Annotated in this window: 20 protein-coding genes; 6 read left to right on the forward strand and 14 right to left on the reverse strand. The window is 60.4% G+C overall.

Translation table 11 applies throughout. The features are described 5' to 3' along the window. The first annotated feature begins 12 nt into the window (after nucleotides 1-12). The 6 genes from AABM55_RS14085 to AABM55_RS14110 all read left to right on the forward strand — a co-directional run bounded on the left by AABM55_RS14085 (nucleotide 13) and on the right by AABM55_RS14110 (nucleotide 2,719). Nucleotides 13-303 (forward strand): DUF5629 family protein, encoded by a 291-nt coding sequence (locus AABM55_RS14085; protein WP_347929907.1) that lies wholly within the window; start codon nucleotides 13-15, stop codon nucleotides 301-303. Beyond that, nucleotides 290-1,465 carry a lactonase family protein gene (locus AABM55_RS14090; protein ID WP_347929908.1) on the forward strand — a complete coding sequence of 392 codons (1,176 nt, stop codon included), beginning with the start codon at nucleotides 290-292 and terminating at the stop codon, nucleotides 1,463-1,465. The genes AABM55_RS14085 and AABM55_RS14090 overlap by 14 nt, the downstream gene beginning before the upstream one ends. Nucleotides 1,466-1,623: 158 nt before the next feature. Then, nucleotides 1,624-1,803: a hypothetical protein gene (locus AABM55_RS14095; protein WP_054597153.1), complete on the forward strand. Its 180-nt coding sequence runs from the start codon at nucleotides 1,624-1,626 to the stop codon at nucleotides 1,801-1,803. A 211-nt stretch (nucleotides 1,804-2,014) separates the two neighbouring features. Next, nucleotides 2,015-2,140, forward strand: coding sequence for a hypothetical protein (locus AABM55_RS14100; protein WP_019690602.1), 126 nt, complete (start codon nucleotides 2,015-2,017; stop codon nucleotides 2,138-2,140). A 115-nt stretch (nucleotides 2,141-2,255) separates the two neighbouring features. After that, nucleotides 2,256-2,465 carry a hypothetical protein gene (locus AABM55_RS14105; protein WP_347929909.1) on the forward strand — a complete coding sequence of 70 codons (210 nt, stop codon included), beginning with the start codon at nucleotides 2,256-2,258 and terminating at the stop codon, nucleotides 2,463-2,465. After that, nucleotides 2,462-2,719: a hypothetical protein gene (locus tag AABM55_RS14110; protein WP_054597155.1), complete on the forward strand. Its 258-nt coding sequence runs from the start codon at nucleotides 2,462-2,464 to the stop codon at nucleotides 2,717-2,719. The genes AABM55_RS14105 and AABM55_RS14110 overlap by 4 nt, the downstream gene beginning before the upstream one ends. Nucleotides 2,720-2,723: 4 nt before the next feature. Here AABM55_RS14110 and AABM55_RS14115 read toward each other — a convergent pair whose 3' ends face one another. The 14 genes from AABM55_RS14115 to AABM55_RS14180 all read right to left on the reverse strand — a co-directional run bounded on the left by AABM55_RS14115 (nucleotide 2,724) and on the right by AABM55_RS14180 (nucleotide 24,535). Beyond that, nucleotides 2,724-3,335, reverse strand: coding sequence for a glutathione S-transferase (locus AABM55_RS14115; RefSeq protein ID WP_347929910.1), 612 nt, complete (start codon nucleotides 3,333-3,335; stop codon nucleotides 2,724-2,726). Then, nucleotides 3,332-6,973, reverse strand: a complete 3,642-nt coding sequence (locus AABM55_RS14120) for an AAA family ATPase (RefSeq protein WP_347929911.1) — start codon at nucleotides 6,971-6,973, stop codon at nucleotides 3,332-3,334. The genes AABM55_RS14115 and AABM55_RS14120 overlap by 4 nt, the downstream gene beginning before the upstream one ends. Further along, a complete protein-coding gene (locus AABM55_RS14125; protein ID WP_347929912.1) occupies nucleotides 6,970-8,214 on the reverse strand; it encodes an exonuclease SbcCD subunit D C-terminal domain-containing protein in 1,245 nt (414 codons plus the stop codon). Before AABM55_RS14125 ends, AABM55_RS14120 begins: the two co-directional genes overlap by 4 nt. Before the next feature lie 200 nt (nucleotides 8,215-8,414). Then, nucleotides 8,415-9,266: a hypothetical protein gene (locus tag AABM55_RS14130; RefSeq protein ID WP_347929913.1), complete on the reverse strand. Its 852-nt coding sequence runs from the start codon at nucleotides 9,264-9,266 to the stop codon at nucleotides 8,415-8,417. Nucleotides 9,267-9,779: 513 nt separating this feature from the next. Next, a complete protein-coding gene (locus AABM55_RS14135; protein ID WP_347929914.1) occupies nucleotides 9,780-10,910 on the reverse strand; it encodes a SoxR reducing system RseC family protein in 1,131 nt (376 codons plus the stop codon). Further along, complete coding sequence (locus AABM55_RS14140; RefSeq protein WP_347929915.1) at nucleotides 10,894-14,520, reverse strand: toxin VasX; 3,627 nt, start codon at nucleotides 14,518-14,520, stop codon at nucleotides 10,894-10,896. The genes AABM55_RS14135 and AABM55_RS14140 overlap by 17 nt, the downstream gene beginning before the upstream one ends. Continuing rightward, nucleotides 14,517-15,383 (reverse strand): DUF4123 domain-containing protein, encoded by an 867-nt coding sequence (locus AABM55_RS14145; protein ID WP_347929916.1) that lies wholly within the window; start codon nucleotides 15,381-15,383, stop codon nucleotides 14,517-14,519. Before AABM55_RS14145 ends, AABM55_RS14140 begins: the two co-directional genes overlap by 4 nt. Then, complete coding sequence (locus AABM55_RS14150) at nucleotides 15,380-17,380, reverse strand: type VI secretion system tip protein VgrG (protein WP_347929917.1); 2,001 nt, start codon at nucleotides 17,378-17,380, stop codon at nucleotides 15,380-15,382. The genes AABM55_RS14145 and AABM55_RS14150 overlap by 4 nt, the downstream gene beginning before the upstream one ends. Nucleotides 17,381-17,680: 300 nt before the next feature. Continuing rightward, nucleotides 17,681-19,321, reverse strand: coding sequence for a BatD family protein (locus AABM55_RS14155; RefSeq protein ID WP_347929918.1), 1,641 nt, complete (start codon nucleotides 19,319-19,321; stop codon nucleotides 17,681-17,683). Continuing rightward, complete coding sequence (locus tag AABM55_RS14160; protein WP_347929919.1) at nucleotides 19,318-21,069, reverse strand: VWA domain-containing protein; 1,752 nt, start codon at nucleotides 21,067-21,069, stop codon at nucleotides 19,318-19,320. The genes AABM55_RS14155 and AABM55_RS14160 overlap by 4 nt, the downstream gene beginning before the upstream one ends. After that, a complete protein-coding gene (locus AABM55_RS14165; RefSeq protein WP_054597166.1) occupies nucleotides 21,066-22,142 on the reverse strand; it encodes a VWA domain-containing protein in 1,077 nt (358 codons plus the stop codon). The genes AABM55_RS14160 and AABM55_RS14165 overlap by 4 nt, the downstream gene beginning before the upstream one ends. Beyond that, on the reverse strand, nucleotides 22,135-22,629 hold the full coding sequence (locus AABM55_RS14170; RefSeq protein WP_054597167.1) for a DUF4381 domain-containing protein: 495 nt from the start codon (nucleotides 22,627-22,629) through the stop codon (nucleotides 22,135-22,137). The genes AABM55_RS14165 and AABM55_RS14170 overlap by 8 nt, the downstream gene beginning before the upstream one ends. After that, on the reverse strand, nucleotides 22,626-23,570 hold the full coding sequence (locus tag AABM55_RS14175; protein WP_347929920.1) for a DUF58 domain-containing protein: 945 nt from the start codon (nucleotides 23,568-23,570) through the stop codon (nucleotides 22,626-22,628). Before AABM55_RS14175 ends, AABM55_RS14170 begins: the two co-directional genes overlap by 4 nt. A 5-nt stretch (nucleotides 23,571-23,575) precedes the next feature. Beyond that, entirely contained in the window at nucleotides 23,576-24,535 is a 960-nt protein-coding gene (locus tag AABM55_RS14180) for a MoxR family ATPase (RefSeq protein WP_019690591.1), read from the reverse strand. Nucleotides 24,536-24,770 lie beyond the last annotated feature (235 nt).

Consider the following 24,770-nt stretch of genomic DNA (forward strand, 5'->3'; position numbering starts at 1 on the left):
GACATGATTGCCATGACTGCCGAAACCCTTCTCAACGCCCTCGAACACTGCACCATGGTCGAAATCGACGGCTTTCACGCCTTCGAATTCGCTCTCGACGAAGACGACAATCTGCACATCGAATGCATGGATGGCCGAGCGGCCAAGCACTGGGAGTTCAGCCCGGCTCAGGTTAAGGCTGCGACCTTCGATCAAGACCTGCAGAGTTGGCTGATCATCGGTGATTCCGGCGAGCATCGTCTGGTCTGCCTGGACGCGTTCGGCGGTAACGACGACGAAGAAGAAACCAATGAAGATGCGTAAACTCTGGCCGCTGCTGATGGCCGGCAGTGTCGGGGCAATGAGCCTTTCCAGCGCATCCGCCGAGAGCTTCCAGTTGCTGATCGGCACCTACACCCAAGGCCAGAGCCAGGGGATCTATCGACTCAAATTCGATAGCCAGAGCGGTCAACTCGACGCGACGCCGTTGCAGGTGGTCAAGAGTGCCAACCCGTCGTGGCTGACCTTGTCCAGCGATCAGCGTCGACTGTTTGTGGTCAACGAGAATGGTCCGGGTCAAACCGACCCGGTAGGGCGCGTCAGCAGCTTCGCTGTCGAGCCGAACACCCACGCGCTGAGCCTGATCAGTCAGGTGCAGAGCCTGGGCAACGAGCCGACCCATTCCAGCCTGAGCGCTGACGGCAAGTACCTGTTTGTCAGTAATTACTCGGTGGCCGAAGACCCGGGTGGCAGCCTGGCGGCATTGCCGGTGAGTGCCGATGGCAAGCTGGCGCCACCGGTGCAACTGAGCAGCCATCAGCCGAGCCGGGTCAATCCCGAGCGGCAGATGTCGGCGCATGTGCATTCGACGGTGTCCTCGCCGGACGGTCAGTACGTGTTTGCCAATGACCTGGGCGCCGACAAGGTCTTTGTCTATCGCTATGACCCCAAGGCCAATCCAGAGCTACCGCTGACCGCAGCCACACCAGCCTCGGTTCAGTTGCCGCCCGGCAGCGGGCCGCGGCATTTGCTGTTCAGTGCCGACGGTAAGCACGCGTACCTGACCCTGGAAATGAGCGCGCAAGTCGCGGTGTTCGATTATCAGGCCGGCAAACTGACCCAGCGGCAGATGGTCGACTTGGCAGCCGGCAAACCTGCGGCGCAGAAAGCCGCCGCTGCGCTGCATGCCTCGTCGGATGGCAAGTTCCTCTACGTCAGCAACCGTGGCACCACTAACGAATTGCTGGTGTTCGCCATCGATCCGGCCAGTGGTGAGCTCAAGGAGCTTCAGCGCCGTCCGGTGGAGGGTGATCACCCGCGTGAGTTCAGCCTCGACCCGAGCGGCAAGTTCGTGCTGGTCGCCAACCAGAAGAGCAACCAGATCGTCATCATCGCGCGTGATGTGAAGACCGGCCTGCTGGGCAAAACCGTGCAAAAACTGCCGTTCGACTCACCCAGCGACATCAAGTTCTTCCTGCGTCAATAAACCGCAGGCCCCGTGTGCCGGGGCCTGCGTGGTTCTATTAATCTGAGTGATATCCGCTACTGCTACAAAAGATTTCAAGAGCGCCAACCCTCGGGCGTAAGTTTGCTTCACGGCCTGAACAGGCAAGCAAGCCAACTGAATCTACGAGGGTTACCGCCATGAACTTCAATCTCTTCTCCGTGATTGCCGCATCCGCTATCTCCGCCAGCGTTGCTCTGCCAGCCAGTGCCAACACTGAGATCAGCTCGAAAAAATCCGGCACCCACAGCTACACCCAGAAATACCTGCAACAAAGCGCCAACTTCTATGCCGCGCTGGATCACAAGATCCAACACTGAGATTCAAGCCCTGCCGACTTTATGCAGGAGCGAAGTCACTTGATCCGATCAGCGATCCTTTCGCTGGAAAGACCAGTGTGATGTCGCTCCTGCATAAAGCATTTGCGACTCCGCACCTCAATCAGCACAAATATCTCGTGTAATATCACATGGCCATGTGTTTAAATTTGACGCTAATTTATTGACTCAATCTTTCCCAAGGATCGATGACATGGCGATGCGTCTGGCTGTGGTGCTGCTGTTTCTCTACTCCACCCCGATTCTCTCGGCTGCCCGCCCGGTTGACGGCGAGCCTGAAGCCGCACGCGAGCGTTTGATGAGCGTGTTGCAGGACTGAAAATCGTCGGATTTTCGATCAATTAAACTGATAGCTACTATGCATAAAGGTCGCTATTCATGGCCGGTTGTTTGATTGATCCTGTGGGCACTGAAACATGCCCACGGAGAATCCCATGGCCGGCACAATCCTTTCTTCTGCCAAACACGGCGCGTACGTCGCCATTGGTTTATACGTGGCGATGGTTCTGGTGGTCAGTCTTTCGGCCCAGTCGCAGCGCATCACGCAAGCACCGATTCAGGTCGCTTATCCCGCCATCCAGTTTGAGCACGTGCAGCACGCCAGCGCTGAGCATTCCGATGTCGCGGGAGCCGTGGGGGTATGAAAGGGCGCAAACTGATGGTCGTCGCCTTCCTGGCATTCCTGACCAATGGATCTTCACTGCTCGGCATTGGCCAAGGCTCGGCGGGCTCGCTGGCACGGGCCATCGAGTGCAATCACAACATCGCCCACAACATCCAGACCGCCAAGGCGCTGGGGTTGTTGGCGGGTAATCCGCCGGCCAAACCCAAAGCAGTGGTTCTGGGGCCGTTTGAGGTTGATTGCTCGGCGCTTAAAATGTGCAGCGCGTTGGCGTAGGAAGTCAGGTTGGTTGTTTGGCCATGATGGCGGCGAACAACGCTGACTCAAGAATCCCCTGCAACCAGGCCTGAAGATGCCGATACGGCGTCTGCGCAAACCACTCGCGGTCGACATGTGCGAACTGGCGTATGAACGGTGCCAGGGCGATATCTGCCAGGCTCAGATGATCGGCCACCAGATACACTCGCTGTTGCAGCAACTCATCCAGTTCGAGCAAAAACACTTCGCCTTCCGCGCGGTAATGCTCCATGGGGTGTTCCGGGTAGCGTTCAGCGTATTTGTAGCGATTGAGGTGCAGCTTGAACGTCTGATCGTTTGCTTCGATCAGCGCCGCGCCACGTTGCTGCGCTGCAGGATCGTCCTTGAGCAACCAATCCTGCGGGTCGTTCTGTTCCAGCGCCCATTGCATGATCTCCAGGCTTTCCTCGATCACCCGACCGTCCAGGCTCAGCACCGGCACGGTGCCTTTGCTCGACAACGCGAGCATCTGCGGCGGCTTGGCTTTAAGGCTGACCTCGACAATGTCCACCGCCACTGAACTGTAACGCAGCGCCATGCGTGCGCGCATGGCGTAGGGGCAGCGGCGGAAAGAGTAGAGCGTCGGCGTGCTCATTTGACCTCCAGCGTACTCAGGCCATTGCCTTGGCGATGAACCTGGATCTGCACCGGGATTCGCTCGTGCATCTCCTGTACGTGGGAGATTACGCCGACCTTGCGACCCTGCGCCTGCAGGCCATCAAGGGCGTCCATCGCCAATTGCAGTGACTCGGGGTCGAGGCTGCCGAAGCCTTCATCGATGAACAGCGATTCGATTTTCAGCGTGCTCGACGCCATCGAGGCCAGGCCCAGCGCCAATGCCAGCGACACCAGGAAGGTTTCGCCGCCCGACAGCGAATGCACCGAGCGCAGTTCGTCGCCCATCTCCGTGTCCATCACCAGCAAGCCGAGCATGCTGCCGCCGCGCTTGAGCCGGTAGCGGCGCACCAGTTGGCGCAACTGGGCGTTGGCGTGATGCACCAGCAAATCGAGGTTGTAGGCCTGGGCGATCTTGCGGAAAGTGTCTCCGGTGGCCGAGCCGATCAGGGCATTCAGCCGTGCCCAGCGCTGCCACTCGTTGTAGGCATCGCCAATGCGTTGTGCCAGCGCCTGATTGGCGTCCTGACGGCGTTGATCCTCGGCTTGTTGCGCACGTAGTTCGGCGCAGAGCTGTTCGCTGATCCCGAACTGGTTTTGCAGCTCGCCAAGGGCTGTGGCCAGTTGTTCGGCATCGAGGTTGCCGTTGTGCTGCGCCTGATGGATGTGCAGGCGCTGTTCGCGTTCATGCACTAGCACCTTGGCTTGCTCGATGGCTTTTTCGCCGAGCTGTAGCTGTTGGCGCAACTGGCTGACCTGCTCGTCGCTGAACGCCAGTAACTGCTCCAGGCCGCCATCGTCGAGTTCCGGATGAAGGGCTCGCCATTCGGCAATCTTGCCGCTCAGCTCATGACTTTCGGCTTCCAGCGCGTGCTGGCGTTGTTGCTCCGCCCTGAGCTCGGCGGCCAGTTGAATCTGCTGGCTGCGGACTTCTTGCAGCTCTTGATTGGCCATCGCTTCGGCCTGTCGAGCCTGTTCGACGGCCTGATCCAGTTGCTGCTGCCACTGCTCGGCGCTCGGCTGCTCGCCCAGCAGTTCGGCGAGTTTTTGTTGGGCGGCGTGTTGCTGCTCGGCGAGTGCGCTGAATTGTTGCTGTGCGGCTTGCAATTGCTGCACGCGTGTCAGTTGCCGGTCCTGTTCTTTCTCGAGGGTTTGCTGACGCTGTTGTTGCTCGCTGAGTTCTTCGCGTTGCAATTCCAGCTGTTCCAGCCGCTGGGCGACCTGCTGATCGAGTTGCATGAAGGTCGCAGCGGGCTCGTTGCGCAAACCGTCAAGGGTCGCCGCCGGGAGCAGGGCGCTGAACGCTGCGAGTTCCTCTTCAAGGCGCTGGCTGTCATTGCTCAACTCGCGCTGCTGGATCGCCAGTTGCTGGGCAGCCTGTTGGCTGGCCTGGTCGGCGGCTTGCAGTTGTTGCTGAAGACGTGCGGCGTCTTGCTGCAAGGTGAGCAGGGCGCTTTGTCGCTGTTCGTCCTGGGCAATGCTCTGATTCAACTGAGCACTTTGCTGATTCAGCCAGGCGTCGCGTTTGGCGGTTTCCTGGGTCAGCAACTGGGCGGCCAGTGGATGCGCTTCAAGGCTCGGTGTCAGGCTCTGCTGCTGGGTTGCCAGCTGTTCCTGTTGTTGCAGCAGTTCTTTTTGCTGGGCAATCAGCCCGCCGACTTCGGTGCGCAGGTCTGCGAGTTTTTCCTTGAGCAGGTCAACGGCTTTTTGTGCATTGGCCTGTTCGCTTTCATCGTGCCGGCCGAGGCTTTGCAGCAATGCTTCTGGCTGATGATAAGGATGCTCGACGCTGCCGCAGACCGGGCACGGTTGATCGTCCTGCAACTGCCCGCGCAACTCTTCGACGCTGGCACTGCGCGCCAGGCGCTGACGCTCCAGCAGTTCCCGAGTGACTGTCAGGGTTTGCTCGGCAACAGTCAGTTCGGCCTTGGCCTGGACGCCTTCGCGGGTCAGGCGTTCGCGTTCTGTCTGGACGGTTTGCAGGCGCTGTTGCAGGTCCTGCGTGCGCGTGTCCAGCTCCTGCTGACGAGCCCACAATCGCGCGAGCTCTTCGATGGCGCGCTGCTGCTTGCGGTTGTCTTGCAGCAGGCTGCCGAGGATCTGAATCTGTTCGGCAACAGCTGCAGGTTCAGCGCCGGCTTCGCTGTAGAGCAGCTCCAGGCTTTGCCGTTGCGCGCTGAACTGGGCGGCGGTGTCCGCCGCCCGTCGTTCCATTTGGAGCAGTTCGGCCTGACCCTTTTTCAGGCGATTGCCGACCAGCATCAGTTGCTGCAAGCGTTCGCGGTAAGCGTTCCAGGCGTCACTGACGGGAGCCAGTTGGAGGCTCAGTTCCAGCTGCGTCGCAATCGTCGCCAGGCGTTCGGCAACCCGTTGTTGCTGTTCGAGCATTTGCGCGATGGCTTGCTGGCCTTCGGAGCTGGCCAGTTCGGCGTTGTGCTTGAGTTCGGCTGAGGCGTTGATGGTCTGGGTCAGGCGCGCCAGGTTGCTCTGTTCTTCGAAGGCCTGACGCAGCAGTGGGGCGTTGTTGCTGTGCTGGCTTTGGGCTTGGGTCAGCGCGGTTTTTGCGGATTCCAGGCTGTGTTCTAGTTGAACCTGACGGGTTTGCAACTCGTTCTGTTGTTGAGCGTGTTGCTGAATCAGCGCGGCCAACGGGCTCAGTTGCGCGCTCAGCTCGGTTTGCCGGGCAAACTGATGCCGCTGCGGCGCCAGTTGTTCCAGGCGCGCCAGGTTCAGCCGTTCGCCAGTCTGGGCGTCCCACGACTGTTGAGCCTGTTGCAATTGCTCGGCGGCGGCCTGTTGCTGGTCCTGCAACTGCTGCAGTTCTTTGAGCCAGGTGTTCTGCAGTTCAAGTTGCTTGAGCTGTGCTTGCTGGTTTTTGAGTTGTTGCTGAGCGTCGTTGAAGCGCTGATCGAGTTCGGCGCGGGCCTCGGGTTCAAGGGGCGTTACGCCAGTGGCCTGATCTTGCAGCAACTTGTGGGCTTCGCGGGTTTCCTTGCTTTTATCGAAAGCACGCTTGCCCAGGCGCGTGTAGAGCGCGGTGTCGGTGAGCTTTTCCAGCAGTTCGCTGCGGTCGTTGTCATCGGCCTTGAGAAAAGCGCTGAACTCGCTTTGAGCGAGCATCACCGCGCGGGTGAACTGTTCGAAGTTCAGGCCCAGCACGGCTTCCAGTTGAGTCTTGTATTCGCCTTTCTGGCTGGCCAGCAGTTGATCGGTGTCGAGGTCGCGCAGGCTTTGACGGCTGGCTTGCAGCTTGCCGTTGGCTTTTTCACGGGCGCGATTGGCCTCCCAGCGTGCACGGTAGCGACGACCGTCGATGCCGACAAAGTCGACCTCGGCATAGCCGTCACCGGTGCCACGGCGCAGCAGGGTGCGCGGGTCGCCGGTGGCGATCTCGCCGTCTGCATCCGGTACCTTGGCGTCGCGTCCGGTGTTGTTGAGGCGCGGCACTGCGCCAAACAGCGCCAGGCACAACGCATCGAGCAAGGTGCTTTTGCCGGCGCCGGTCGGCCCGGTAATCGCAAACAGGCCGGAACTGGCCAGGGGGTCGGCGGTGAAGTCGATTTCAAAGGGGCCCGCCAGCGAGGCGAGGTTTTTCAGGCGGATCGCGAGGATTTTCATGGCTGTTCGCTCTCCTGCTGAACGTCTTGCAGCAGCACCGCAAAGTCCTGGAGTGTCTGTTCGTCGACGGCGCTGCCGTAGTTATCGAGCCAGGCACGGCTGAATAATTCCTGTGGCGTAAGCTGGTCCAGTTCGACCAACTGACCCGTGTCATCCGCGCCGTCTCGACCGCCATTGCCGGCGTATTCGGCAGCGATTCGCACCAGCCGCACGGCTTTGCCTTGCAGCGCGGTTTCGATTTGTTGGCGCAAGTCCGGCTGCGGTTCATCAAGGCGCACGCGGACTTCGAGCCACGGTTGGCGCTGGAGATCGGCCAACAGGTCGATGTTCGGCAAATCCGCGAGCTGCGTCAGGATTTCACTGAGCGGAGCAGGGCCCAGGCGCTGCAGGTTGACCGCGCGGGGGATCAACCGGGGTTCGACGCTGAGCAGCGTCTCGCCGTCGAGCGTGATGTCGAGAATCTGATGCTGATAGCCGATTTCGGAAAACGACAACGGGATCGGTGAGCCGCTGTAGCGAATGCGCTCCTCGCCGTTGACCTTCTGCGGCTTGTGCAAATGGCCAAGGGCAACGTAGCTGATACTCGGCCCGAACAGGCTGGCGGGCAGGGCTTCGGCGTTGCCAATGATCAGGCTGCGCTCGGAGTCCTCGGACACCGACCCACCGGCCATGTGCGCGTGGCTGATGGCGATCAATGCCTGACCGGGTTGGCGCTTGGCATTGGCAGCTTCGATCAGCCATTCATGCACCTGACCTATGCCGCGCAGGTAGTTGTCGCCCAGATGCGCACCGGTAACTTCGGCGGGGCGCAGAAACGGCAGCGCCAGGCACCAGCCGGCGATTTCACCCGAGGCATCGGGCAGCGGAATCAGCAAGCGTTCGGCGTCCAGTTGCCCGTCATCGAGCCACAACACCCGGCCCAGCGCGTGAGTGCGTAACCGGCGCATCAGCGGCGCGGGCAATTCGATCCGCGAACCGGAGTCATGATTGCCGGCGATCATCACGATGGTCAGCGATGGCTGCTGCTCGTGTGCGCTGACGATGAAGTCGTAGAGACGTTCCTGGGCTTTGACCGGCGGATTGACCGTGTCGAAGATGTCGCCAGCGATCAGCAGCACATCGGGCTTCTCCAGCCCCAACTGGCGCAGCAGCCAATCGAGGAAACAGCCGTGCTCGAAGTCGCGTTCCTGGCCATGCAGGTTTTGCCCAAGGTGCCAATCGGAGGTGTGGAACAGACGCAAGGCAAACTCCGTAGGAAATAAGGTGATGGCCGCAGGGAAAATGATGGCGGCTAAAGGGGAGGGAGTTTACTGGCAAAAAACCGAGCGTGCCTTGTTCAATCACCTGCCGCGCGTGTCCATAGGTCGGCGCCGCCTGTAGGCGCAAGGCTTGCCCGCGATGACGGCTGCGTGAGCGACGCGGCTCGTCCGGTCAGGACACTTCATGCGCTTCGTTTGCCGGTGCTGTCGCCCCGAGACACCTCGGCAAAAATCTCGGTAATCGGCCGCCGTGGCTGGCGTTTGTGTAGCTCGCGCACCTGTTGGCTCATGCGCAGCAGTTCTGCGCTGGGTTTGGCCCATTGTTCCTTCGGCAGCGGCTCGGACCATTGGCGCATCACCTCGGGCAGGACATGTTGGCCCATGGTCTTGATGCGGCGGATTTCCCATTCGGTGAGGTGGTTGGGCAGGGTCCAGAGGGTCATGACGTGGTACAGGTACCAGAAAAACCCTGATACCCGACCGCGTTCGCCATCGCGAATTTGCTGGTGCATGCGCGCCCGGGCGTTGCGGAAGGTGTGCAGGCCTTCATGGGGCGGGTCGTCGGGGCCTTGCAGGTCTTGCAAGTCCTGGATCGATTTGAGGTCGTTGACTTCATATTCCATGTAACCGCGGATCGCTTCCCAGTGACTGATGGCCAAGGGCAGGCCAGCGCAGGGGAATTCGACGCTGGTCAGGGTTTCGCCGTGCTGGAAGCCGATGCCCATGCCGTACTGGCGACGGATGCCGTACTGGGTGGCGCCCTGGGCTTCGATGACCCAGGCGGACAGGGATTCCCAGGGGACGAAGAGCGGTTCGGTGGCGTCCTCGGGTATGAAGCAGACTTCGCGGCGCTGACGGTTGAAGCGGGTGGGGATGATTTCGGCACGTTTGTTGTGGTTGTGGAGCCAGACGCAGAGGCCGATGAACAGGGTGAGAAAGCCGGTTACTAGGGCGAGCTCATACGCCTCCTCTATGAAAATACGAGTTGTGATGTCTTGTATATCGTCCCAGCTTTGACCGAACAGAAAAAACATGAAACCGCTGAACAGAGGAATGAGAAAAGCAATTAAAAAGGCGCCACTGAATGGCCCGCCTAGTGTTACTTGCCACATAAAGACTTGGGGAGACCCCAACCCGAAGTCCATGTACACCTCATTTAACTCCCCAATATGAGGGCCATGAGGCGGCAGCGGTGTTGGAAGCGGCAACGGCGCGAGATAGGTAATCTTCCCGCTTGGAAACGGCTCGACATCTCCAGCTTTGCGGGATTGCTCAAGGTGCGGCGCGGGCATGGGGCTATCAAGGTTGTTGGGCATGGTCGGCCAGCTCCAGCAAATGGGTTTCAACCAGCAACAGGGGGGGATGTTCGGTGACTGTTTTTAGGGACAGCGCAGGAAAATGGCCTTCGCCCCGAGGATTGAGGTGAATGACGTGGGTGTGGGAAACCCACTCTCCTTTGGCCACCAAGGACGGCGCCGGACTGTAGGAGCAAGGCTTGCCCGCGATGACGGCTGTGTGAACGACTCGGCTCGTCCGGTCAGGACACTTCATGCGCGTCGTTTACCGGTGCTGTCGCCCCGAGACACCTCAGCAAAAATCTCGGTAATCGGCCGCCGTGGCTGGCGTTTGTGTAGCTCGCGCACCTGTTGGCTCATGCGCAGCAGTTCTGCACTGGGTTTGGCCCATTGTTCCTTCGGCAGCGGTTCGGACCACTGACGCATCACCTCGGGCAAGGCGTGTTGGCCCATGGTCTTGATGCGGCGGATTTCCCATTCGGTGAGGTGGTTGGGCAGGGTCCAGAGGGTCATGACGTGGTACAGGTACCAGAAAAACCCTGAAACCCGACCGCGTTCGCCATCGCGAATTTGCTGGTGCATGCGCGCCCGGGCGTTGCGGAAGGTGTGCAGGCCTTCGTGGGGCGGATCGTCGGGGCCTTGCAGGTCTTGCAAGTCCTGGATCGATTTGAGGTCGTTGACTTCATATTCCATGTACCCGCGGATCGCTTCCCAGTGACTGATGGCCAAGGGCAGGCCGGCGCAGGGGAATTCGACGCTGGTCAGGGTCTCGCCGTGCTGGAAGCCGATGCCCATGCCGTATTGGCGACGGATGCCGTACTGGGTGGCGCCCTGGGCTTCGATGACCCAGGCGGACAGGGATTCCCAGGGGACGAAGAGCGGTTCGGTAGCGTCCTCGGGCATGAAGCAGACTTCACGGCGCTGGCGGTTGAAGCGGGTGGGGATGATTTCGGCGCGTTTATTGTGGTTGTGGAGCCAGACGCAGAGGCCGATGGTTAAACCAAAAAGCCCCCCATATATGGCGTATCCGTAGATGGCGAAGAAGTAATCAATGACAAACTCCCATGTGTAAGCAAGGTCATATCCGAATATGAGACCAAAGCATCCAGTGATGAGGGGAAACAGAAATGCAATCATAAAGGCAACACTGAATGGCCCACCTAATATAACCTGCCACGAAAATACCTCCGGCGATCCCAACCCGAAGTCCATGTACACCTCATTTAACTCCCCAATATGAGGGCCATGAGGCGGCAGCGGTGTTGGAAGCGGCAACGGCGCGATATAGGTAATCTTCCCGCTTGGAAACGGTTCAACATCTCCGGCTTTGCGGGAGTGCTCCAGGTGCGGCGCGGGCATGGGGCTATCAAGGTTGTTGGGCATGGTCGGCGAACTCCAGCAAATGGGTTTCAACCAGCAACAGTGGCGGGTGCTCGGTGACTGTTTTGGGGGGCAGAGAAGGAAAGTCACCCTCACCCCGAGGGTTGAGGTGAATGACGTGGGTGCGAGATATCCACTCTCCTTTGGCGTTCAGTGATTGCACGCACACTGCCAGCTCCAGTGTCTCGGCCACAGGCGTCAGGGGGGCATCACGATTCAGCGGATATTGAAGGCATAGAATCAATGGGTCTGCTTGCACAACCTGCAGGCTGTCCAATACTTCATCGCTGATGGCGTCCTTGCGCTCACGCGCGGTGCCGCGGCTGTCGATGGGGCGGAAAAGACGATGGGCGCCAATGCCCAATCGCTTAGACGGTTTACCGCTCAAGGGGGGCTGGAAGTCACTGAGATTGAGCCCCGGCAGTTTCAGATGAATGTCACTGGGTTTAGCGCGCAAAAACAGGTTCTTCAGCAATGAATCATGCTCGTTCAGGCCAAGTTTTGCAGAAGGGGCGTGAAGTAAATCACCTAGGTAACGTTGGTACTCATCCAGGGTGTAGTTACCGCGTTCATCAATGTCCAGGCTCCATGGCGTGGTTTTTAGCCATTTATCGTGCGCGCTGATGTTGTAGCGATTGAACAGCCAGGTGCCGCCCAACTCCAGCACGGTGAACAATGCACCGGCCAGGTTGACCCGGAAAAACACGGTGGATAGCCGTGTGCCGGCCGCGGCCCAGGCGGCTGTTCGTGCAGCGCTGTTCCGTGCGACCAGCACTTTAAAAGTGGCGTGGACGGTATGGCTAAGGCCATAGGTGTTAACAGCAACCATGCCGCTGGCACCCATTGTGGCGAGTGCTGCACTACTCTGTGCCAAGCGATTTCCACTGCGCGTCGCCTGCTGCCAATTCTGTTGCTGGGTATTAAGACTGGCCAGTGAAGAAAAAGAACCTAGAAGGTAGGTGACGGAGCCTAACCCAACATGCAGCTTCCCCATCTGCACATGCACATTCTGCAAGGCGTGGTGTTGAAGTGTATCGACTAGCTTATCGCTGCGTGCCTTCAGGGCGGTATCTGCCAAGCTTTGAGCAGCAGTGAATCCTGCAGCGCCTGTGGACAAACTCGCACCAATCAACGGCCCCAACTTACGTTTGTCTCGCGATTGGCTAAAAGTTTCCTTCATAACTGACACCAAATTCACCGCCTGCACCAAAAACACCAACAACCCGACCCCTTCGCTTTTAATCAGATCCGCATTCGGCACCCTCTGAATCCCCAGCCGAACGTTCTTCAACAAACTCCTCACCTCCTGCTGCTGCGCCGGTGGAAACACCACGGTCACTCCCGCCCGAGCCGGCGTGGCGCCATAGGTGCGCACCGAATGATCCGGCAGTTCGGCAATCGGGCTCAGTGCACCCGCCAGTCGGCCTTCGAGTTGCGTCAACTCCGCACGCACCCGAACGATCTCGGTCTGCAACTCGATCGCCCGTGGCTGCTTGTGGCCGGCCTGGTTTTTGTTGTGGGTGAGCTGCTTGCGTTTGACGGTCAGGTCCTTGAGGTAACCGCGTTCCCTAAGCACGTCCTTGATGTCGGTTTGCAGCGCCGCGTGTTCCCCCGGGGTGGCGATGGTGAAGGTCACGCCAGTGGTTTTCGCCGCATCGAGGATCCGCGCCGGCAGCGCTTTGGGCAGGTGGCGGAACAATTCGTCGAGGTCTGGGACTTTCCCTCCTGCCAGATCGAAACCTTCCAATGCGCGGCTCAGGCCCAGGTTCAGCGCTGGGCTCAGGCTGTGCTGGGTCGCGTCGGCGACGGCACGGGTGTGGTCGGGTAAATCGTCGAGGGCGGGCAGGTGCGGTTGTTCGATTTTCTGCAGGGCTTCCAGCCAGTGCGGCAGGTTGTTGAACAGGCCCATGCCGGCGTTGGACAACACGCTGTATTGCACCAGCAGCTCGGGCCGAATGTGCAGCGGCAAGGTATAGAACAGCCGTCGCGTCAGCTCCGGGTGTTTTTCCAGGTAGCCAAGCATCTCTTCACTGGCGTGGTCGCTGCGGCAAATGTCTTTGAGGCAGGCGTACTCGGCGTTGAAGGCCTCGCCCAGTTGCTGCGGATCCTGCCCGTCGTAGTACCAGGCCGAGCGATGATAGCGACCGGCACACACCAGTTGCGTGCGGTCAGCGGTGATGCGCTCGAGCAAGCGGTTCCAGCGGCCAAGGTCGGCACGCTGCTGAAACAGCGAGTTGTCCATGGCCGGGCGGTCGATGAAATCGTTGATCCCGCGTGTGCCTGAGAACCAGGAGCCCTCGAGCACGTCTTCGATGCGTGTGTTTTGCTCCCTGCCGAGCTTGACCAAGGCTCTGAGGTGACGTTCAACGAAGTCCGCAGGGGCAACCTTGAAATGTTGGCGAGTGTAATAATTGCGGTCTGCATCCTCAATCGCAGCGCTGTGGACGGCGGTGCCTTGGTGCTTACCCATCACGAAGATTGTGGCAAGGGCTTCCTTGCGCAATTGCTCCAGCTCCGGGGGCGCCGGTACGTCTATCTGCTCGACCTTACCGCCCTTGTTCAGGTACTCCAGCAAGGCTTTTCGGGTGCGTTCCTGGGTCGGCTCCGGCAACTGTTGCAGATCGGCAAACAAGGCCTCGACTGCGGGGTCGTCGCTGGCGTTGGCCAGACCGCCGGCATCATCGGGGCTGAGTTGGCTCAAGGATTCGATGTAGCAGGCCAGCAAGTAATCGCGTTCGTTGTGGTCGGCATTGCTCCAGTCGTCGACCCAGCCGACGACAGTGTCCTGATACTCGGCCAGGTCGCGCAGCACGCCGAGGTCGTCATTCACCAGCAGGAACAGTGTGTCGTCCTGATAAGGCCCGCGAACCTGCCCCAGAAACTCGCCGATATGCGCCTCGCGAAAGCGTCGGGGTTTCTCCCATAAATAGGGCTCGCGTTCGTGTTCGGGAGCGTCACTGACCAGCACCGACGGTAATAGAACGGCCTCCGGCAGCGGGTTGGCCGCGAGCTCGGCTTCCAGCTCGGCGCGATCCTTGACGGCTTGCGCCTGCTGGGCCGGCACCATAGCAATCTCCGCCAACCAGCGTTGGCCTTGCTTGACCGTCAGCAAGTGCGTGCCACCGGTTTGGCAATCCACCGGGCCGAGATCGACGACCTGCATGAAGTGCTCGCGTTCGTCCCTGCTGTCGAGTACTTGCGCGCATTTGGCCACTGTCCATTGCACTTCAGCAAAGGTCACGTGCAGGGTGCTGCGCCTTGAAAACACCAGGGCTGGAAACTCTTCGATGGGCGTGTGCCGATCACCGGTAACCTTGGCGCCCTTGTGTAACAGGGCGCTGACCATTCCGTTGAGTACCTGATGTTCGTGGAGATAGCCGGTAACGCTGTCGATGACATACAACCAACCGTCGCGCAGCATGCGAATGCCCAGCGGGCGGGTAGTCAGGGCGTAGGGCAGTTTCAGTTCGGCGCTGGGGTCGAGGAGCTTTTCCACCAGTCCATAACGCAAGGGCAACAGCTGAACGTGGGTTTGCCGCAAGGGGCAGGCACCGGGAGAACCGATGGCGGTTTTGGACGCTGCCGCGGCAGCGAGGTTGGCAGCAGCGGTCATGAGCGTTCTCCTTCAGTGGCCCAGCGGTGGGCCAGATCAGCGGCCAGCGCAACGCGCTCGCCGGGTAATTGCAACGATGGCGTATGGAGCAATTGGGCGATGTGCGGATGTTGTTCGAGCGTCGAGCCGTTCAGCCAGGCCATGACGTTGGCGTAATAGAAAAGCTCGGATTGGCTGCATAAACCCAAGGCACTGGCCTCGGACTCCAGCTGTTCGAGCATTGGCCAGCGCTCACCCACGGTTTTGCCGACCGGATACTGGGGGAAAAAACTGAGCAAATGCGTGTCGAGTTCGAGCAGTGCGCGGCGTCGGTCAACACGGTCCAGCGCTGCATTCTGTTCAGGGTTCAGGCGATAGGGCGTCGACAACTCAGGGCATTCAGTCAATCGGGATTGATGACGATGCCAATGACCATCGACGCTATCGGCCATTACTGCGCAAGAAAGGGGGCCGAACAAACGTTGATCGCCGCTGCCGAACAGTGCCTGCGCCACGGCCGCATCGGCCAGGCGCAAAACCACTGGCAGGCCTTCGGGCAACTCGATGGTCAGCAGTTTGCGTAAATGTTGAGCCACGTCATGCACGGGGGAGGTGCTGAACAACAGCACTCCCCACTCTTCATGCGCCTGTTGCAGATAGAACTGAAAAACTGCTTCGTCAGGATGTGGAATCCCTACCAGCAGCGGTGAGATATCCCGCAGGGAGGTGAAGGGCGCACTGTCATACAGTGCAACAGTGCTTACGGCGGGATTGAGTGTTTTCAAGCGCTGTGGCAAATCGCTGAAGGTCGTGCCGTCCAGCAACAGGAAAGCCTGTTGCTCGTTCCAGGGCAGGTCTTCAGGCAGGCAAGTCGAGAGTTTCATGCTGGGGTGGCCTCACAAATCAGGCAACGCGAGGCGCGGGATGAAATCAGTGCATGGCGTTGCTGCGCCGCGTGGAAAGCCACTTTCAGCGAAGGCAAGTCCCCCGGCATCAGAGGCTCCGCCGGCATGCTCACGGGCGCAGTGCCGCCCTGCAGAATCGGCACGCTGCTGAAAATTCCTTCCGGGCCCAGCGTCAGCCATTGACCGCCAGCCATGAGCCCCAGGTGCGTTCCACCGTTGATGACGACTCGTTGTCCGGCGCTGAGCTGAATCTGCTGCATGGCGCTGAGTCGCTGACTGGTGACGCGAAGATGTTGATTGCCCTGAACCAGCAGGTGATCGTCCTGTTTGACTTCAGTCAAACGGTTGCCGCGGGTCAGGCGCTGTTCTTCGCCGCGCAGTTCGTGGCTGGCGAGGCCGCCGATCACCACGGTTCGTTGGTTGTCGACCTGAATGCGTTCGTCATTGAGAACGAGCTGGACAAAATCGCGCTGGGCACGCAGGGCTATCTCTTCGGCACCTTTTTTGTCCTCGATGCGCAGCTCGTTGTAACCGCCCCCACCGGGGCTGCTCTGACTGCGGAAAATGCTACGGGTGTGCTCGGCCGGCAAATCCAGTGGTACCGGTGTCGCGGCGTTGGCCAGGCAGGCAACGACGACGGGTTTATCGGGATCGCCATCAGTGAATCCCACCAACACTTCCATGCCGACTCGCGGGATCTGCACGCTGCCGTAACTGTCATGGGACCAGGCAGCGGCGACACGCAGCCAGCAACTCGATTGTTCATCGTGCTGCCCGTCGCGGTCCCAGGGCAGCTGGACTTTGACTCGACCGTATTGATCACAATAAATCTCTTCACCGGGCGGGCCCGTGACGACTGCATGCTGGTTGCCCATCATCCGGGGCTTGGGGTGTTCAAGGGCCGGTCGGAATATCACGTCCCAAGGTGTGGCGACAAAATGGTTGCGGTAGCCCTGACTGAAGCCATCCTGCGAACGACTGTCGGTGATCGACTCTTCCAGCACTCCAGGTTGAAAACCGGTGTGCTCCACTTCAGTCAACAACCACAGTCCATTCCAGTCAGCGCGAGGGTGTTCGGTCATCTCGAAAAAATAGCCGCTACGCATCGCGCTTTGATCGCTATGCCCATTCGCTTGCCGGTAATCGGCGCGGTGGCGCTCCAATGCCCGATTGGCCAGATGTTTGCCGTGGTCTCGATGGGTGAACTGGCCTGGAAAGGCGTAGTCCTCCAGGTGAGGCAGCAACGGGTGTCTGGTCTCGCTGTCAAGTTGCAGGCGCGGTTTCTCGAAGTCGTAATCACGGCGGCTGACGTGCGTGGGGCGCGGTTCCAGTCGCAGCTTGAAACGGTCAATCACCGGCGCTTCGGTAATCATGCCGCTGTCTTGCCTGTACGCGGTTGACTGCTCGGGTTTCGAAAAAACGCTTTGATCGTCGCCGAATACCAGCTCATGCCCATCGGCGCTGTGCTGGAAATGAAAGTGCAGGCCTTCTTCCTCACACAACCGTTGAAGAAAATGCAGATCGGTCTCGTACTGCACGCAATAGCGTCGTGGCCGGTACTCGGCGCTCAGTTGGAAGCGCCAGGCATCGGACTGGATTCCCTGGTCTTTCAGCACTTTTGCAATGATTTGCGGCACGCTCTGGTGCTGAAAAATGCGCTGGTTGTGGCAATGGGTTAGATAGACGAGCTGCGGTGCCAGGGTCATTTGATAGCGGGTCAGGCGTTTGCCCGAGTCGCCTTGCGCGATTTGATAGATCTGCCCGTGAAGGCCGGCGCCGTCAGGACCGAAGCTCAGAAAAGCCGAGCGATGCAGGAGTGAATCGAGGTCCAGGTCGGGGTGTTCGCTGACCAGTTCCAGTTTGACTTCGTAAGGCTGGTTGAGCGCTTCCTTGGCGCGGAATTCGAGTACCTGAAGGTCGTCGGAAAAACCTTCAATATCGAGTCTGAAAGTGATGGGGTTGACGGCGCTGAACATCCACGTTTCCTTGTGTCTATTTCAAGTCACAGGACTTTGCGTGGAGCGACGAACCGGCGCAGTCAGACGGATCGATATTTAGAGTAGGACGGATCCGTTAAGCCGGATCGCTGTCGAGGGCCCTGACCTTACGGGACGTACTCCGTAGGAAACAAGGTGATGGCCACGGGGAAAATAATCGTAGCGAAAGGGTGGGGTTAATGACAAAAGATCGGGAATGCAGAAAGGCAGAAAAGATCGCAGCCTTCGGGATGTACACCATTTCCCTGTCGGCGCTGCCGAAGGCTGCGATCTTTTGCGCTACTTCGGATACAACGGCGGCAAGCCACTGTCGCCCACCGGGTCATGGACCCGTTCGGCAATCGGGATGGCGCGGATCGCGCGCCAGAGTTCTTCGCCTTGCCAGTAATGCCCGGTTTCGCTGTAGAGCGCGCCATTCAAGCCGTCCAGGGCGTCGGACAGCGGTACGAAGCGTGCGGCCATGTCGGCCAGGGTTTCCGGCTGTTGACGGGCCCAGGCGTCGAGCGCCTGACGGGTGGCTTGAGGGTCGTTGGCCTGGCACGCACGCTTGAGGTCGTCGAGTAGGGTGCGCGGGCTCGGGCCCGTTTGCGTGGCGCGCAGAATCGCCGGCTGCCAACGCGCACGCCACCACAGGCCGAAGCCAAGCAAGGTGGTGCAGGCGAGGATCAAGGTGCTGAGCTTCCAGTACCAGAGCGCTTCACTGCCGAGCGCTACCGTAGCCGGCACGTTGCCCGCTGGAGTGTCGACCATCAGGCTCGGGTTGCTCACGGTGTTCAGGGTGCGAGCGGGCAGGCTGCTGCGCTCCAGATGATCTTGAAGGGTGTTCCACCAGACCACTTCCACGGGCGGCAATTCGATCTGCCCGATACGAGTGGGCACCAGTGCTTCGCGGTCTTCGCGGATGCCGGTCAACCCTCGGTCACTGGGCTGATTGCTCAATTGTGGCTGATCGGGATAACGCCGCAATCCGCTGGTTTCAGTGGCGGGCAAGGGCGGCAGTTGCGAGCTGGCCAGGCCTTCGGCTTTCAGGGTCAGGCTGCGGGTCATGGAGTCGCCCACTTGAACGTGATCAGGCGTAGGGTTCCAGCTTTCACTGAGACTCAGGCTGCGTGCTGGCAGCCAAGGGGCGTCGGCGGGATAATCGGCCGGTTTGGGCTTGACGGTCAGGTTGAGCCCGGTGGAGCTCACGCGAATCAGTTTTCCCGCTTTTGGCCCTTGCGGGGCCGACTCCTGAGAGGGTTGCGTCTCCACCAGGGTGGCGCTGAACATCTGCGCGGGTATCGTCAGCAGGCCACTGTGTTGTGGGTAAATTGCGTAGCGCCGTTCGATCACACCGTGGCGCAGGTCATTGATGACTTTTTCGTAAGTGCGCGACTCGCCGAGTTGTTCGACGCGCGCATCGGGGATTTGCAGCGGAGTAAGGCTGCTGTCGTCATACAGTGACACCGAGTGATAGATGCGCAAGGTCAGAATCGCCTGGGCCTGCACGTACACCGTGTCCTGATCGAGGCTGGTCTCGATGAATACGGGGGCCAGTTTGTCAGCGCTGTCCTGCTTCTCGCTTTCGACCACCTGCAAGTTGATCGGCTGGCTTTTGTACTCACCCAGCGCCAGGGACGGGATGACCAGTGTGCCGTTGTGGCGGGGCAGAAGGGTGATGATCCAGCGGGTGGTGGCGTGGCTGTCGTCGCCCAGGGTTGTGGGCTGGTTGACCTGGCGGGTGCCGCGAACCTCGAACAGTGGGTCAAGTGCGCTCAGGTCAGGTTTGCCGAACTGCGTGACATCACTGGATTCGAGGGTCAGTTCGACCGTCTCGCCGGAATTCACGCGGCTGCGATCGATGCTGGCAACCAGCCCCGCAGCCTGGGCACCGACGGTCCAGAGCGAAAGGCTGAGCAATAGAGCGGTGAAGCGGGTCATCGAGTTTTTCCCTGATCCTGATGTTGTTGCTGTTCGTACCAGAATTTACGTTTAAGCAGTTCGCCCGGCTCATCCGGGATTTTACGCAGCCATTGCTCCAGGGCCTGGCGGCGCTCGCCGTCGAAATTGGTGTCGGCGGTGCGGATCGGCGGTGTGCTGTGTTGTTCATCGCCCAACTCACTGCCCGGCACTTCATTATTGCCCGGTTGTGGCGGGCTGTCGGTCTGGTTTTCGCTGTTGGCGTCGACGTGTGATTGCGCGGTTTGCGTGTCGGTCTTTTGCTCGTCACCGGTCGAGGGCTGTGTCGACGCACCCGGTGGCGGGGGTTGCTGGGTTTGCAGGTGCTCTTCGCCGTCGGTTTTATCGGGCTCATTGGATGAAGTAGAGGCTTTCTGTTTGATCAACGCTTCTACCAGCGCTTTGTTGGTCTGCGCCGGGCGTAAATCAGGTTGCAGCTCAAGGGCTTGTTCATAGGCATCGACGGCAGCTTCCAGTTCAGCGCTTTTAGCCAGGGCGTTGCCGCGATTGTAGTTCGCACGGGCGTCGTTGCCTTCGGCGAAACGCTCGGCGGCAGCGGCATACTCACCGGCCTCATACAGCGCAACGCCTTGCCATTGTCGATCCTGAAAACGCTGCGCGGCCTCCGCGGGCTGGTGTTGCTTGAGCAAGTGCAGGCCCTGTTGGTCGGGGCGCAGCCAAAGATCGTTGAACTCGAAGGCGTAACTCGGTTGCGGCAGCATGAACAGCAATGGCAGGCAAAACAGCCAGCCTCGACGTCCGGCGCAGGCCGTCAGCAGCAACAGCGGCAGTAACAGCCAATAGCCCTGGTCGGCCCAGGTATCGAGGCGCAGGGTCTGGCCATCGTTACGCACGCTATGCGGGCTATCGAGCAGCCCGAGACCGCGCAGGTCGCTGTCGTCCAGCTGCGCTTGCCGGTAACTCCCCTCCATTTCGCTGGCAAAGGCTTTAAGGCTTGGCCCGTCGAGACGCGGCACGAGGATCGCGCCTTGCGCATCCTTGAGGAAGCTGCCGTGTTCGTCAGCGATCGGTGCGCCTTGCGGGGTGCCGATGCCGAGCATCAACCATTGCGGTGCCTGACCGCGCAGAGCCTGACGAATACCCTGGCGCTCCTGTTCGCTGAGGGATGAGCCAATCAGCAGAATCCGGCCCTGGCCGAGGGCGCCGCGGTTGAGTAATGTCAGTGCCTTGGTCACGGCCAGATCGGCGCGATGACCGGCCTCGGGCATGATCGAAGGTTTCAGCGCTTCCAGCAGGTTGCTGCTGGTGGCCAGGTCGTCCGAGAGCGGCACCAGCGTGTGCGCGCTGCCGGCATAGACAACGATGGCGGTCTGTGCGTCGCTGCGGGCTTGCAATAGATCGAGCAGCTTGCGCCGGGCCTGTTCAAGGCGCGTCGACGGCACGTCGGTGGCGAGCATTTCCGGGGTCAATTCAAACAGAACCACCAAGGGGTCGGCAGGTTTCTGCGCGGATTGTTCGACCCGTTCCCAACTGGGCCCCAACAGCGCCAATACCGCCAGAACCCAGGCCAGGCCCAAGGCGACCCACGGCAACTTGCTTTCACGCCCGTTGCCACCGCTGAGCAGGGTGGCGTGGAAGGCCGGCGGCAGGATCATCTGCCAGCGACCCGCGCGTTTTTGCCGGTGCCAGAGTTGCCACAGTAACCAGCCCAATAGTGGCAACAGCAGCAGCCACCAGGGACGGAACCAATGCGGCCAGAGTGCGATCATCGGCGCCTCCGCAGACGCAGGCGTTTAAGCCGCTGGCGCCAGTCAGGGTGCTGTTGCAGAAAATTCGACCGGGTGAAAAAGCGTTGCATCGGGTTGTCTGGCCAGCGTTCGCGGATCACCAGCAACAGGCTCATCAGCAACGCGGCGGCCAGCGGCCAACTGTACAACGCTTGTGCCGGGCGAGCCTGGGTGGGTTGTTGAGTCACAGGCTCCAGTTGATCAAGGGTCTTCTTGATCTCCAGCAATTCCTTGCCGTCACGTGCACGGAAGTAGCGCCCGCCGGTAGCTTCGGCGATGGCTTTCAAGGCGGGTTCATCGAGGTCCATGGTCGGGTTTCCCGCCAGAAAAGCCAGAGGGCCGGCTTGCTCCGGATCTGCACCAATGCCGATCGGGTAGATTTTCACGCCTTCTTCGGCAGCCAGTCTTGCCGCGGTCAGCGGATCGATTTCACCGCCATTGTTGGCGCCGTCGGTGACCAGAATCAGCACGCGGCTCTGCGCCGGACGTTGGCGCAAGCGCTTCAAGGCCAGGCCGATGGCGTCGCCAATGGCAGTGTTCTTGCCGGCAATGCCGATCCGCGCTTCGTCAAGCCAGATGCGCACGGTGCGCCGGTCGAACGTCAGCGGTGCTTGCAGATACGCCTGGCTGCCGAACAGGATCAGGCCGACGCGATCGCCATCGCGCCCTTCAAGGAAGTCACCGAGCAAGTGTTTGACCAGTGTCAGGCGGCTGACGTCTTCGTCTTGCCACTCCATGTCGGGGAAATCCATGGAGCCGGAAACGTCGACGGCCACCAGCAAGTCGCGCCCACTGGCGGCAATCGGCAGCGGTTCGCCGAGCCATTGCGGGCGTGCGGCGGCGATCAACAGCAGCAGCCAGAGCAGGATGAACGGTGCTTGCTGGCGCCAGGTCGGCAGGTTGGCACGCGCGCGACGCCGGGCCAGGCCTTCAAGGTCGGACAGAAAGCTGACCTTGAGCGCCGGTTCGCCGCTGTCGGCGACCGGCAGCACAATCCGCATCAGCCACGGCAGTGGCAGCAGGGCAAAAATCCATGGCCAGGCGAACTCAAACATGCTTGCGAATCCAGGTGTCGACGGCTTGTGTCAGGCCGGCGATGGCCTTGTCGTCGAGTTTGCATTCCGGTTTGTAAGCGCCTTCAACCAGAATCATCCAGCGGGTGAGGCCGGCGGCCGGGCAACGGTTGTCGAGAAACGCCAGCCATTTACGACCGTTCAGGGTGTGGCTCTGGCTGTAGGGGTAATGGTTGCGACACAGGCGCTTGAGCAGCCCGTTGAGTTGCTGCAACCAGGCACCGGCGGGCGCACCGTCATAGGGTTTGGGCATTTGCGCCAGTTCCGCCAGCGCCGCCAGTCGCACCGGGTCCAGCGGCTGTTCGGCGCGCACGATAGAGCGCTTGACGGGAATAAAGCGACGCAGTTGCCACAGGCCAAAGCCGATCAGTGGCAGCAGCACCAATAGCAGCCACCAACCCGGCGCCGGCGGCCAGAACTCGATGGGCGGCGGAGTCATCAGTGGTTGCAGTTGATCGAGGCTGTTCATTGGCTTTTACCCGGACGTTTCGGGTTCAGGTATTCACGCAATTGTTCGACCATTTCGCTTTGAGTGTTCAGCGGCATTAACAGCACACGCAGTTTCTGCGCCAGCAATTCCCAGCGGGCGATGCGGGCTTCGGCCTGGGCGCGATAACTTCGGCGCAGGTCGACGTTCAGCGTATCGAGTTCAAGTTGAGCCCCGCGCTCGGCAAAACGCAGCAAACCGGCAGCGGGCAGGGCGTGGTCCAGAGGGTCGGAGACTGGCAACAACAGCAAGTCACAGTGCCGCGACAGCAGGCTCAGTTGCTGCTCCGCGCCTTCGGACAAGGCGCGCTCGTCGCAGATCACGATCACCAGGCTCCCTGGGCGCAGCACTTCGCGCGCGCGGCGCAAGGCCATGCCCAGACTGTCGCGATCCGGCTCGCTTTCGGTCGTGAGGGACTGGTTGACGCGTACCATGCGGTTGAGCAATTGCAGCAGGCTTTGCTTGCTGCGCCGGGGTTTGATTTCGTAGTGCTCGTTGTCGCCGTACACCAGCCCGCCAACCCGGTCGTTGTGTCCCAGCGCAGCCCAACCGATCAGGCTCGCGGCTTGTGCGGCCAACACCGATTTGAACATCAGCCCCGAGCCGAAAAACAGCCGGCGACTTTGTTCGACCATGATGAAAATCGGCCGCTCGCGCTCTTCGTGAAACAGCTTGGTGTGCGGTTCCTGGGTGCGTGCGGTGACACGCCAGTCGATGGTTCGCACATCGTCGCCAGCCTGATAGACCCGCACCTGATCGAAGTCCACGCCACGTCCGCGCAACTTGGAATGGTGCAGGCCAATCAGCGGGCTGCGCTGGCTCGGGGTGGAAAACAATTGCACTTCGCGCACGCGATGGCGCATCTCGATCAGCTCGGAGAGACTGACACGGATACCCGGTTCGGGCGCAAGCGGCTTGGTCATCGAGGTCAAGCGACGGCAACGACGTCGAGAATCCGCTGGACCACACGGTCCTGGTCGATACCAGCGGCTTCGGCTTCGAAGGAAAGAATGATGCGATGGCGCAACACGTCGAACAGCACCGCTTGAATGTCTTCGGGGCTGACGAAGTCGCGACCGGCCAGCCAGGCGTGAGCGCGGGCGCAGCGGTCGAGGGCGATGGAGCCGCGTGGGCTGGCGCCATAGGCAATCCACTCGGACATTTCCGGGTCGAACTTGCCAGGCGTGCGGGTCGCCATGACCAACTGCACCAGGTATTCCTCCACGGCGTCGGCCATGTACAAACCAAGGATTTCCTTGCGCGCGGCAAATATCGCTTGCTGGCTGATCCGCCGCTCTGGCTTGGTTTCGCCGTGCAGCGCCTCACCGCGGGCCTGTTGCAGGATGCGCCGCTCGACGGCCGCGTCCGGGAAGCCGATTTTGACGTGCATCAGGAAACGGTCGAGCTGGGCTTCAGGCAGTGGGTAGGTGCCTTCCTGCTCGATCGGGTTCTGGGTCGCCATGACCAGAAACAGCGGCGACAGCTCATACGTACTGCGCCCGACGCTGACCTGCCGCTCGCCCATGGCTTCGAGCAAGGCCGACTGGACCTTGGCCGGTGCCCGGTTGATTTCGTCGGCCAGCACCAGGTTATGGAAGATCGGTCCCTGCTGGAACACGAAGCTGCCGGTTTCCGGACGGTAGATCTCGGTGCCGGTAATGTCGGCAGGCAGCAGGTCGGGCGTGAACTGGATGCGATGGAATTGTGCTTCGATACCTTCGGCAAGCTCTTTGATGGCCTTGGTCTTGGCCAGGCCAGGGGCGCCTTCGACCAGCATGTGGCCGTCAGCGAGCAGAGCGATGAGCAACCGCTCGATGAGTTTTTCCTGGCCGAGAATCTGCGTTGAAAGAAAGGTTCGCAGCGCAAGCAGCGCTTCACGATGTTCCATCGATGACTGTTCCTGGAGAGGGTGAGCAAAGGCGTTCGAATAACGCCAGGGCTGGGGGCGTTACTTTAATCCATCGCAGGGGGTGGAGACTAACGGCGATCAGGGATTTTTTGGGTTTTGTGGGTTGGTTTGGGGGATATTCAGGTTTTTTGCTGTGCAGAGCCTGAATCAGCGCTGTTTTGCGCGCGACCTGTGGGCGCATGGTTTGCCGGCGATGGGGATCTTACGGCTGCCA

The organism is Pseudomonas helvetica, assembly GCF_039908645.1.
GTDB classification, from domain to species: Bacteria; Pseudomonadota; Gammaproteobacteria; order Pseudomonadales; family Pseudomonadaceae; genus Aquipseudomonas; species Aquipseudomonas helvetica.